General features: G+C 70.7%; 7 protein-coding genes and 2 pseudogenes. 3 read left to right on the plus strand and 6 right to left on the minus strand.

The features are described from left to right. The 5 genes and pseudogenes from K4G64_RS37050 to K4G64_RS37065 form a co-directional block, all read right to left on the minus strand. Positions 1-230: pseudogene (locus tag K4G64_RS37050) on the minus strand (hypothetical protein); the annotation flags it as partial. Further along, entirely contained in the window at positions 220-1047 is an 828-nt protein-coding gene (locus K4G64_RS37055; RefSeq protein ID WP_221760270.1) for a hypothetical protein, read from the minus strand. The pseudogene K4G64_RS37050 and the gene K4G64_RS37055, both read right to left, overlap by 11 nt. Positions 1048-1256: 209 nt before the next feature. Next, the gene (locus tag K4G64_RS37060; RefSeq protein WP_003991275.1) at positions 1257-1565 is read right to left on the minus strand and encodes a hypothetical protein; all 309 of its coding nucleotides are present in this window, start codon (positions 1563-1565) and stop codon (positions 1257-1259) included. Between the two features lie 479 nt (positions 1566-2044). Continuing rightward, positions 2045-2407, minus strand: a pseudogene (locus K4G64_RS40830) (peptidase S8); the annotation flags it as partial. A gap of 73 nt (positions 2408-2480) precedes the next feature. Continuing rightward, a complete protein-coding gene (locus K4G64_RS37065; protein ID WP_221760271.1) occupies positions 2481-3101 on the minus strand; it encodes a TetR/AcrR family transcriptional regulator in 621 nt (206 codons plus the stop codon). Between the two features lie 72 nt (positions 3102-3173). On the opposite strand from K4G64_RS37065, the gene K4G64_RS37070 reads away from it, so the two are divergent. The 3 genes from K4G64_RS37070 (at position 3174) to K4G64_RS37080 (ending at position 6391) form a co-directional block, all read left to right on the plus strand. Continuing rightward, positions 3174-4106: an oxidoreductase gene (locus K4G64_RS37070; RefSeq protein ID WP_221760272.1), complete on the plus strand. Its 933-nt coding sequence runs from the start codon at positions 3174-3176 to the stop codon at positions 4104-4106. Positions 4107-4438: 332 nt separating this feature from the next. Beyond that, on the plus strand, positions 4439-5446 hold the full coding sequence (locus tag K4G64_RS37075) for an NlpC/P60 family protein (protein ID WP_260461504.1): 1008 nt from the start codon (positions 4439-4441) through the stop codon (positions 5444-5446). A gap of 246 nt (positions 5447-5692) precedes the next feature. Next, complete coding sequence (locus tag K4G64_RS37080) at positions 5693-6391, plus strand: phosphatase PAP2 family protein (protein WP_221760273.1); 699 nt, start codon at positions 5693-5695, stop codon at positions 6389-6391. 5 nt (positions 6392-6396) lie between these two features. Here the strand turns inward: K4G64_RS37080 and K4G64_RS37085 are convergent, their stop codons facing one another. Next, positions 6397-7953: an FAD-binding oxidoreductase gene (locus K4G64_RS37085; RefSeq protein ID WP_221760274.1), complete on the minus strand. Its 1557-nt coding sequence runs from the start codon at positions 7951-7953 to the stop codon at positions 6397-6399. Positions 7954-8409: the final 456 nt, after the last annotated feature.

The following is an 8409-nucleotide window of genomic DNA, read 5'->3' on the forward strand; positions in this document are numbered from 1 at the left end:
CCTTCACCCCCCTGATCCTCTACACCGTCGTCTCCGCCACCGCCGCCGCTGTCGGTGTCGCCTTCGCAGATCTCGCGGGCCCTACCGGAGAGCAGGGAGCAGTTGTCGTTGCTGGGGCTGGGCGTCGGTGTGGGTGCGGCTGTGGCCCGGGCGGCGAACAGGACCAGGGTGGTCTGTACGGCGGTGAGGGTTGCGGCGACCTTGACTGCTCGGCGCGGGTTACCGGGCATACGTGAACCCTCCGAACTCCTCGACGGCCTTGGAGATGTCTTCCGAGGTCGACACCTTGTTGTCGCCGTTGACCGGCGCGGGGCCGTCCTTCTGGGAGAAGCTGTCGACCTTCCAGTCGCCGTCGGTCCAGCGCAGCTGGAGTGTCATGGTGAACCAGTCGTTGGTGACCGGGTTCTGCGAGGTCTCTCCCGTCATGCCGAACACGCCCGTGCACCAGACCTCGACGGTGGCGGTGCTGCCGGAGAAGTCGGTGACCTTGGTGCCGACCGGCATCGTGCGGGAGACGTAGGTGCTGCCCTTGGGTGCTTCGCCGTTCTCGTCCAGGCCGACCTTCGCCAGGAACGCCTTGCTGTAGACCTGGTCGAGGTTTCTCTCCAGCTCGGAGACCCGGTCGGCGTCGAACACCTGACGGACGATCTCGGGTCGCCGCGCGGGCTTGAGGATGTCGGCGGAGACGAGGACGACGGCGAAGTTCGCCGCGGCGCTCTCCGCCCCCTTCTGGTCCTGGGCGAAGCCCGACGGGATGCCGGCGGTGGACTTGGACTTGACGGGGCGTTGGCCGGAGGGGGCCGTCGCCGCTGCGTCGGGCTTGCCGGAGGAGCCGTCCGTCGAAGAGGAGCTGTCGCCGTCCCCCCGGTTCGCGAAGGCGATTGCTGCGATCAGGAGGACCACCACGCCGACCACGGTGACCAGGCTGCGGGACGAGGAGCGGCGGCGGGGGTCGCCGAAGGCGTCGCCGGAGTCGGGCAGGCGGGTGCGGGTCTGGCCCGTGCCCGCGTAGCCACCGGAGGACTCGTGGTCGTCACCGAGACTCATGCCGCGTACGCCCCCTCGACGTCGTGCGGAAACACTTCGTACCGGTCGTACTTCTCATACTCCTCGTACGACGGTAGCCGTGCTGGTTCCCGCGCGGGCGCGGTGTGGTGACTCGACATCAGGGAAACGCAACCTCAGCCGGTGGGCACGACGGGCGGGTGGGATGGAGGGGGAGCCGGGCGTGCCCGGCCGGGCGGGTGGTGCCCGGGCTACACGGCCATGCCGTACACGATGGTGAACAGCGTCCCGAGTGAGCCGATGATGAAGACTCCCGTCAGGCCCGCGATGATGAGGCCCTTGCCCTGCTCCGCGCTGAAGGTGTCGCGCAGTGCGGTGGCTCCGATGCGCTGCTTGGCGGCGCCCCAGATGGCGATGCCGAGGCAGAGCAGGATGGCCACCGCCATCACGACCTCGATCATCACCTTCGCCTCGTTGCCCAGGCTGCCGAAGGGGCCCCAGTCCGGAGCGATCCCACCGATGATGGTGTTGATGTCTCCCTTGTCGGCCGCAAAGAGCATGTAAGTCACCGCCCCTGTTGGGTAGTTCCGCGCCCTCTGCGGTCGTGCAGAGGTCAGGCATCATTCTCGCCGACAATGATGCTGTCGTATGTCGACTTGGCGTCATTGATTGGCGGGTTTCGTACGAATACCTTGCCACCGTTCCGCTCCGGCCCCTAGGGGTGGCGACGGACGGTGTACGAAGGGTCGTATGGTCACTCTGTGTATCACGGCAGGTAACGCCGGGCAATGAGGCCTGAGCGGAACCTGGGATGCGGTTCCGTCGTTGTGCCCTCTTGCGGCCTTTCTCACCTTTGAGGGCTGTTTCTGACGGCTGGTCGGGTGAGTGGTCGCGCCGGTGTTCCCCGGGTGAAGGCTACCCGGCACGGCGAAGGGGCTGCGGCTGGTTACCGCGGCCCCTGTGCTTCCCCGGTCGTCTCCTGGCCCCCACAGCCCCGGACGGCGTTCTCCGGTGACGGTCCGTCACCGGGTGGGAGACGTCAGCCGGTGAAGGCGCCGGGTCCCTCCGGGGTGCCCAGGCCGGTCGGTCCGTCGTAGCCCGTCCGGGCGGTGCAGGAGTGGCCGGTGGTGCAGTTGCCGTCGCTGCCGCTGGTGACGTCGTTCAGGGCGGAGGTGTTCGCGTAGGGGAACGCGGAGGGGTGGGAGCCCGTGGGCGGGGTGCCGGCGAGGGCGTGGACGCTCGCGATGATCGGCGCGGAGGCGCTGGTGCCGCCGGTGCCTTCGGTGCTGCTGGTCCGCCGGACGCTCTCGGTGCAGCCGCGGGTGGTGGAGGAGGCGGTGAGGCTGGTGCCGCCGACGGCCGTCCCGTACCCGGATGCCGCCGGGTACTCGGCGCCGTGGCTGTTCGGCTCGATGGCCGGGCGATGGGGGCGGCTCGACCGGGGCCCGGGATCGGCGGGGCGCGGGGCCGTGCGGTCAGCGGGGCTTGAGGCCGTGCAGGAGGAGGTGGACGAACTCCTCGGTGCCGTCGAGGGCCGCCTCGGGGGCGAGCATGCCGCCGGCCGCGAAGGAGGCGATGCCCTGGAGGGTGGCGCCGGTCACCAGGGTGAGGTGCTGCGGGTCGCCGGCGATGATCTCGCCGCGGTCCTGGGCGTCGGCGATGACCCGCTCCAGGGAGCCGACCGTCCGGTCGACGGCCGCGGCCAGCTGCTCGGAGGCGTCCGGCTCGTGCTTGCGGGCGTACATGAGCTCCAGCAGCTCGGCGTTGTCGATCGAGAAGGCGAGATAGGCCCGGGCGAGCGCGGTGAGCCGCTTCTCCAGCGGGAGAGCGGGGTCGTCGGCGCCCTCCAGGGCCTGGCCCAGCCGGTCGTAGCCGACGAGTGCCAGGGCGTTGAGCAGGGCCTGCTTGTCCTTGAAGTGGCGGCCGGGCGCGGCGTGGCTCACCCCCGCCTCCCGGGCCAGTTCGCGCAGCGAGAGTGCGCCGACCCCCTTCTCCCGCAGGGTGCGTTCCGCACCGGCGAGCAGGGTGGAGCGCAGATCCCCGTGGTGGTAGGGGCGGCTCTCCGGGGTGGGGCGGCTTGCTGGCATGCGGACCATCGTATCCCGATGTTGGCGACGACATCATTGTTGTCATTGACAGCATTGTTGGCACCGCCTACATTCGAAGGCATGGCTGAGAAGACGAAGACCCAGAGCAGCGAGACGTGGAGCGTGGACCGGCTCCCGGGCCTCGACGGGAGGACCGTCGTCGTCACCGGCGCCAACAGCGGCATCGGCCTCACCGCGACCCACGCGCTGGCCCGGGCGGGGGCGCACGTCGTCCTCGCCGTACGGGACACCGAGCGCGGGCGGGCCGCGGCGGCGACCGTGCCGGGCAGCACCGAGGTGCGCCGGCTGGACCTGGCGGACCTGGCCTCCGTGCGGGCGTTCGCCGAGGCCTGGAAGGAGCCGCTGCACCTTCTCGTCAACAACGCCGGCGTGATGATGCTCCCCCGGCAGCGCACCAAGGACGGCTTCGAGATGCAGTTCGGCACGAACCATCTGGGGCACTTCGCCCTGACGAACCTGCTGCTGCCGCACATCACCGGCCGCGTCGTCACGGTCTCCTCGGGCGCCCACCGCTGGGGCGGCGCGAGGATCTGCTTCGACGACCTGGACATGGCGTCGAACTACACCCCGCAGCGCGCCTACGCCCAGTCCAAGCTGGCCAACCTCCTGTTCACCCTGGAACTCCAGCGCCGGCTCACCGAGTCCGGGTCCCCGGTCCGCGCCCTGGCCGCCCACCCCGGCTACGCGGCCACCAACCTTCAGAGCCACGCGGCCAACCCGGTGCTGCGCGCTTTCATGAGCCTCGGCAACCGGTTCTTCGCGCAGGACGACCGCGCGGGCGCCCTGCCCACGCTCTACGCCGCCACCGAGGACCTCCCCGGGGCGAGCTACGTGGGGCCCGACGGCCTGGGCGAGATGCGGGGCAAGCCGACCCTGGTGGGCCGCTCCCGCGCGGCCGGCGACCCGCTGACAGCCCGGCGGCTGTGGCGGGTCTCGGAGGAGCTGACGGGGACGCACTTCCCGCTGCCGCGGGGTGAAGAGGCGGGTGTCTGAGGAGGACGGGTGCTTGACGTGCAGACGGCGTCCGGCGAACGGAGCGCTGTCTGACGTTCCTCTCACCTTCGTCCGGCACAGTCGTTCCGGTGTCGTTCCGGTGAAGCGTGGTCCTGCCCGTCGCTGAGGCCCGGCGGCTGTACCGGCAGGCGGCGGCGCACTCGTGACGTGTCGTGACCCCGTGCGCCGGCCGGAGCGGTCGTGCTACTCGTCGTGCCGGCCGTGCCGTGCGCCGTTCCCCCGTCCGCCCCCGACTCTCCTCCCTTTGATCATTCCCGGGCGTGCCGGCCGCCTCTACACTGACCAACGGACTCCTGGGCGGCGAGGGGCGGTTGACGGTGCGTAAGGCATGGATCGTGGCGGGTGTTGCGATCAGCTCCGCCCTGGCCTTCGTGATGCTGCTCGTCGTCGGGGTCTATCTCGTCGCGGGGAACCTGGTCAACGGCGTGGGCGGCGGGGCGAAATCGCTGGCCAAGGGGTCGGTGCCCGCCGCGTACGCGGCCCTCGTGCAGAAGTGGGGCAACCTCTGCCCCGCCATCAGCCCGGCCCTGCTCGCCGCCCAGCTCTACCAGGAGAGCGGCTTCAACCCCAGGGCGCAGAGCCACGCCGCCGCGCAGGGGATAGCGCAGTTCATCCCCGGCACCTGGGCTAGTCACGGCATCGACGGCGACGGTGACGGCGACCGTGACGTGTGGGATCCGAAGGACGCGATTCCCTCGGCCGCCTCCTACGACTGCGAACTCGCGTCGTACGTGAAGAAGGTTGGCGGGAATGCGACCGAAAACATGCTGGCCGCCTACAACGCGGGGGCGTACGCGGTGATCAAGTACGGGGGCGTGCCGCCGTACAGCGAGACCCGCAACTACGTGAAGCGGATCACGACGCTCTCGGAGAGCTTCGCGGCGCCGGTCGGGCGGGTCGACCCCTCCGAGCAGGCCGCCACCGCGATCGAGTACGCGCAGAAGAAGCTGGGCACGCCCTACCTGTGGGGCGGTACCGGCACCGCTGAGCAGGGCGGACGCTTCGACTGCTCGGGTCTGACCCAGGCCGCCTACGAGACCGTGGGCATCAAGCTCCCGCGTGTCGCCAACGACCAGTACAACGCCGGTCCGCACCCCTCGCGGGACGAACTGCTCCCCGGCGACCTGGTGTTCTTCTCGGACGACCTGACCAATTCCCGCACCATCCGGCATGTCGGCATTTATGTCGGAGGCGGGTACATGATCGACGCGCCCCGGACCGGTGCCGTCATCCGATTCGACCCGATCGACACCCCCGACTACTTCGGAGCCACCCGCGTCACCGAAGATGGCGCGAAAGCGCTGCCCACAACGGTGTGAACCGTGCGTGAACCCACCCCCTGAGCTGCGACGACGTATCTCTCTTCGATAACGTCTGCGTGATCATTCGGTGGAGTGTGGAACGTATCGACGGGGACCATGCGTTCCTGTTGACGTAGCCGAGCAGACGTTCATTCGGCACGTGTCACGCACGCGTGCGGCGGAAGCGGATCTACAACCACGGGGGTGGCAGGAGCGGCGCACGCACAGGTGCGCCGGGAGAGACGACGAAGGGGCCGCAGCACCATGGCTGGACTCGCCGATTCCGGGTCGAACCCCGACGTCGACCTGCTGTACGACATCAATGGCCTGGCCAAGGACGCGCCGGGCTGGTTCGACCGCGTCATGGAGTACGTCGGTGAGTACGGGCTGCTGCTCGCCATCGTCCTGCTCGTGGTGTGGTGCTGGTGGTCCGTGCGGCGCCGGGGCGACGAGGACGCGGCGTCCACCGTCGCGGCGTTGGTCTGGGCGCCGCTGGCCGCCGGGATCGCCGTGCTGGTGAACGTGCCCATACGGGGTTTCGTGGAGCGGCCCCGGCCGTTCCTGGACCACCAGGGGCTCGAGGTGCTCGTCCAGGGCAAGACCGACTACTCGTTCGTCAGCGACCACGCGACGATCGTCATGGCGATGGCCGTCGGCCTGTTCGTCGCCCACCGCAGGTTCGGACTCGTCGCGCTCGTACTGGCGTTGTTCGGCGGATTCATCCGCGTCTACATGGGCGTGCACTACCCGACCGACGTCGTGGGCGGGTTCGCGCTGGGCACGGCCGTGGCGCTGCTGCTGTCGCCGCTCGCCATGGCCCTGCTGACGCCCGTGGTGAAGGCCGTTGAGCGCTCGCCCCGGGCAGGGTGGCTCGTGCGCGCCAGAGGGCGGGCGGACCGGGACGACGCGGTGATCCCCGAGGCCCGCAGCGAGCGGACCTCGGAGCGGGACCTCGCCGCGTAACGGCCTTACAGCGCCTGGGGATACGTGAAGAAGCGGTTGGGGTCGTACTGCTTCTTCAGCTTGGCCAGGCGGGTCGCCGCGTCTCCGTAGTACGCCTTGCGCCAGTCGGTCAGCGTGGGGTCCGTGTAGTTCTGGTAGGCCGCCCCGGAGGCGTACGGGCGCATGGCCTTGTGGGCCGACGCCAGCCAGTCGCGGGACGTCGCACCGCTCGTGCCGGCCCGCCAGGCCCCGATGTACTGGGCCAGCATCCGCGAGCGGCGATGGACGAACGCCGTGGCCGTGGGGGAGACGCGGTTGACCGCTCCGCCGAGGGCGGTCAGCGCGATGCTGCCCGAGCCGCCGCGCACCGAACCGATCTGGGACAGCAGCGTGCGGATGCCGGCCGTGGAGAGGGAACGGTCGAAGAAGTCCGACGCCGCCGCGTACGTCTCACGGCCCAGCGCGCCCTTCGGGGAGCGGCCGGGGGTCGCGCCGGGCAGATGGCACTGCGCGTCCGTCGGGAACGAGGAGCAGCCCGCGTACACCTCCATCGACTCCTCGTACGAGCGGCGCTTCAGGGAGACGCTGCGGGCCGGGGCGCCGACGCGGTCGGCCAGGCGGTCGACGGCGTTCTTGAGTTCGCCGTGGGTGCCCAGGGAGAACGCCGCGACCGAGACCGTCGGAGTGCCGCCCGCCGCGCTCGCCAGGTGCAGGGACGACCAGATCTCGTCCGGCTGTGACGGGCCCCATTCCTGCCAGGCCTTCACCACCGCCGCCGCCTTCGACCAGGGCCAGGACAGATACGCCGACACGCCCTGCGGGGCCGGGTGGGTCGTGAAGTGCAGCTCGGTGACCACGCCGAAGTTGCCGTTGCCGGCGCCGCGCAGCGCCCAGAACAGGTCCTTGTTCTCGCGGGCGTCGGCGGTGAGCTGCTTGCCGTCCGCGGTGATCAGCGTGGCCCGGGTGAGGCTGTCGCAGGTCAGTCCGTACGCCCGGGAGACCACGCCGTGGCCGCCGCCGAGGGTGAGGCCCGAGACGCCGACCGTGGGGCAGGAGCCCGCGGGGATCGTGACGCCCTTCGCTGCGAGGGCGCGGTAGACGTCGATGAGTTTGGCGCCGGCGCCGACCACCGCGGTGGTGCCGGAGGCCCGGACGCGGTTGAGCTTCGAGACGTCGACGATCAGGCGGCCGTCGCCGGAGGACCAGCCGGCGTAGGAGTGGCCGCCGTTGCGGATCGCCACGCGCAGGGCGTGGGCGCGGGCGTAGGCCAGGGTCGTGCGGATGTCGTCCGGGTGGGAGACGTACGCGACCGCGGCGGGCTTCAGGTTGTCGAAGCGGGTGTTGTAGAGCTGCCGGGCCGCGGGCCAGTTGGCGTCGCCGGGGCGTATCAGGGGGCCGTCGAGGTCGCGGGCCAGGGCGGACCAGTTGGCGGCGCTGGATCTCGACGTGGTGGTGGTGGTGCGTGCGGCGTTGGTGGCCGTGGCCCCGGAGCGGGCGCCCGACTGGGTGCAGGCGGTGGTGAAAGGGGTCGCGGCCGCGGCGATCGCCGCCGTGCCGGCTGTGAGGATCGTGCGCCGTTCCATGGGGCCTCCCGGTGGTTCCGCCCTGGGAGACGGGGTGACGGGGGGTGGGGGTTCCACCGGTCCGGCGGCGGCTGGGGCGGCGTCCGCCCCGGGTCTCAACCTGTCGCGTGCTTCTCCGCGTCCGTGCGTGCCTGGCTTCTCGCTCTCCGGGCCGGGCCGCGCCAGCCGCAGATGCAGTGGGCCATGCAGAAACGGCCCTTCTCCATGGTCGTCGTGCGGTGTTCCGGGAGGTTGGGGGGAGTTTCCAGCCCGTCCTGCTGCGCCACACCGACAACGTAACCCAGCGCAGGTGAAGGGTTCGCATCGCGGACGGCGCCGGCTCGCGTGACGAGGGCACAAACCCGTCGTTAACCGGAACAACGAGGGGCCCGTGACGGACGTACCGGCTGGGGGTAGGCAGGCGATGACTGGGCGGCAGCCGACTGGGCGGCGGCGGGAACGGCGGCGCCCAGTCGG

This window comes from Streptomyces sp. WAC04114 (assembly GCF_019733245.1).
Taxonomy (GTDB): domain Bacteria; phylum Actinomycetota; class Actinomycetes; order Streptomycetales; family Streptomycetaceae; genus Streptomyces; species Streptomyces massasporeus_A.